The sequence below is a fragment of the Bacillus sp. P4_D3 genome, assembly GCF_056401855.1.
This window is the reverse complement of the sequence record NZ_JBFUIN010000475.1, coordinates 1-2460: the sequence shown is the minus strand read 5'-3', so window position 1 is coordinate 2460 and position 2460 is coordinate 1. Positions and strand designations below refer to the sequence as shown.

Annotated in this window: 2 protein-coding genes; both read right to left on the bottom strand. The window is 35.8% G+C overall.

From position 1 onward, the window contains the following. A partial coding sequence (locus AC1DTM_RS22950; RefSeq protein ID WP_477000964.1) for a collagen-like repeat preface domain-containing protein occupies positions 1-858 on the bottom strand: 858 nt, incomplete at its 3' end. Between the two features lie 309 nt (positions 859-1167). Continuing rightward, positions 1168-2418: an ATP-binding protein gene (locus tag AC1DTM_RS22945; RefSeq protein WP_477000965.1), complete on the bottom strand. Its 1251-nt coding sequence runs from the start codon at positions 2416-2418 to the stop codon at positions 1168-1170. Between the last annotated feature and the right edge of the window lie 42 nt (positions 2419-2460).

The window sequence follows — 2460 nt, the reverse complement described above, 5'->3', positions numbered from 1 at the left end:
GGTAGCGCCAGTAGCACCACGAAGTCCTTGAGGTCCAGTAGCACCAGTAACGCCACGAAGTCCTTGAGGTCCAGTAGGTCCAGTAGCGCCGGTAGCGCCAGTAGCACCACGAAGTCCTTGAGGTCCAGTAGCACCAGTAACGCCACGAAGTCCTTGAGGTCCAGTAGGTCCAGTAGCGCCGGTAGCACCAGTAACGCCACGAAGTCCTTGAGGTCCAGTAGCGCCGATAGCGCCAGTAGCACCACGAAGTCCTTGAGGTCCAGTAGCACCAGTAACGCCACGAAGTCCTTGAGGTCCAGTAGCGCCGGTAGCACCAGTAACGCCACGAAGTCCTTGAGGTCCAGTAGCACCAGTAACGCCACGAAGTCCTTGAGGTCCGGTAGCACCAGTAGCACCTCCACCAAGGCAACCAGAGCCATATTTAACTAAAATGGTTTGGATTTCTATAATCAGCTTAACAAGTTTGTCGATAGTACAGCAATTAACTTTAAATAACTTAGCGATATACAGTAAAAAATTAAGCAGGCTTTGCAGTTCAACGTATAATGCTCCGCACGAGAAAGGTTTTGTTTTTAGAATAGTTAATAGGTTAGTAATAATAGAAGTTCCGATTTTTTCTTGTGCAGGTGATAAGTCTAAACATTTGAGGAATTTTTGTAGATTATCTAGGGTAGCTATAAGTTTATCAATATTACTTTGAGAAGGATTTTGGAATATATCTTTAATATTTTGTCCAAGAGCTTGAAGGATTTTAATAAATTCTTTAAGTTCAGATTTAGAGATGTTAATAAAACTACAAGCCCGGACTTCGCAACAATCGTTACCGAAGAATACTTTCCCTTTATTATTATTGTTCATCTTTTCATTCCTTTCTTTTATAGAATAAATAGTCTCAATATAATAAAATGAAAATAAAACTAAATTCGTGATGGACAAACTACTATTTCAAAAAAAATAAGGGTTTTACCTACTTAGTAAGGGGAATTAAAGAGATTGAAGGATTTCTATCTAGCAAAAGGCTGATTAGTTAGGGTTAATAAGCAGTAGGAGATGCAAAAAACGCTGATTAAAGTTTCATTTTATATAGTTTTTTAGGAAAATGATGAGTTAAACAAAAACAGTGGGGGCAGTTTTTAACTGCCCCCACTGTTTTTGTTTATCGACACTTCAATTATCTCTTTTGGGCAACAATGGGATAGATATTGTAAAAGTTGTCCCACTGTGATCACTAGTAACTTTTAATGTGCCATTATGATTTTGAATAATTTTCTTCGTTACTGATAATCCCAGTCCCGTTCCTGAGTCTTTTGTAGAGAAAAACGGATCAAATATATATTCTTGAATAGCTGGAGGAATGCCGGTTCCATTATCTTTGAAAGTAATACGAACAAAATTATCTAAGCGATAACTAGTAATTTGAATAGAAAGAGGTTCTTCACCTTGAGCGTCGACAGCATTTTGAAATAAATTTAAAAAAACTTGCACGAGTTCATGGCGATCAATATTGACGAGTACACCATCTAATTCGGTAGAAAAATCATAGTCAATAGAAATGTTGTGCAAAAAAACTTCACTAGCAAGTAGTTGTTGAATATACTYGCGTAAAAACGTATTGATTGGAAAATGTTCTCTAGTAAATTCACGCGTTTTTGAAATAGCTAAAAATTTTGTAATAATACTATTGGCACGATCTAATTCAGGGATGAGTAGACTTTTAAACAATTCTTTATTGGACGGAGAAACGCTATCTTGTRGAAATTGCAAGTACCCACGTACTGTTGTAAGGGGATTTCGTACTTCATGTGCAATCCCAGCTGCAATTCGCCCAGCTAGGGAAAACTTTTCGGCATCACGTTCTGTATTTAAATAATGAAAGACACTAATAACTCGGAAAATCTCCCCATTATAATCACGAATAATACGGTTATTTACGATGCCATAGTTTTTGTCTAACACTTCCTCATTATATATTTCGGTTCCCGTTTTTAACGTTTCAATAGCTTTAATTTGTTCTTCAGGTAAGTTTAGTAATTGTTGAATTGGTTTCCCAATTATAGAATTTCGTATTACACCAAAATCATCTGCTGCAGCTTGATTACATAATGTAATGTTACCTTTATTATCAATAAAAGTGACGTGATGCGAGAATGCATCGAAAATATGAACAAAATGTTTTTCTAGTTGTTCAAATAAAAATAGTGAATCGCAAGTAAGCTGAAAGGTAGGCTCTTTATCTTTTTGTTGTATGTGTTGAATAGAATGAGATGTTCTCGTTTTTTTTATTTGCAAACCAATATGTGGATTTTTATATGTGAAATGATGTGGTAATTGATTTACAAGTTCTTCATATAATCGTACTTTATTTTCCAATTCTTTTATTCGATTTTCATGAGATAAAATAATATCGTCTTGAAGCATAAATAAATAACTCCTCAATTTAAAAATTCTTCCATCTAGTAT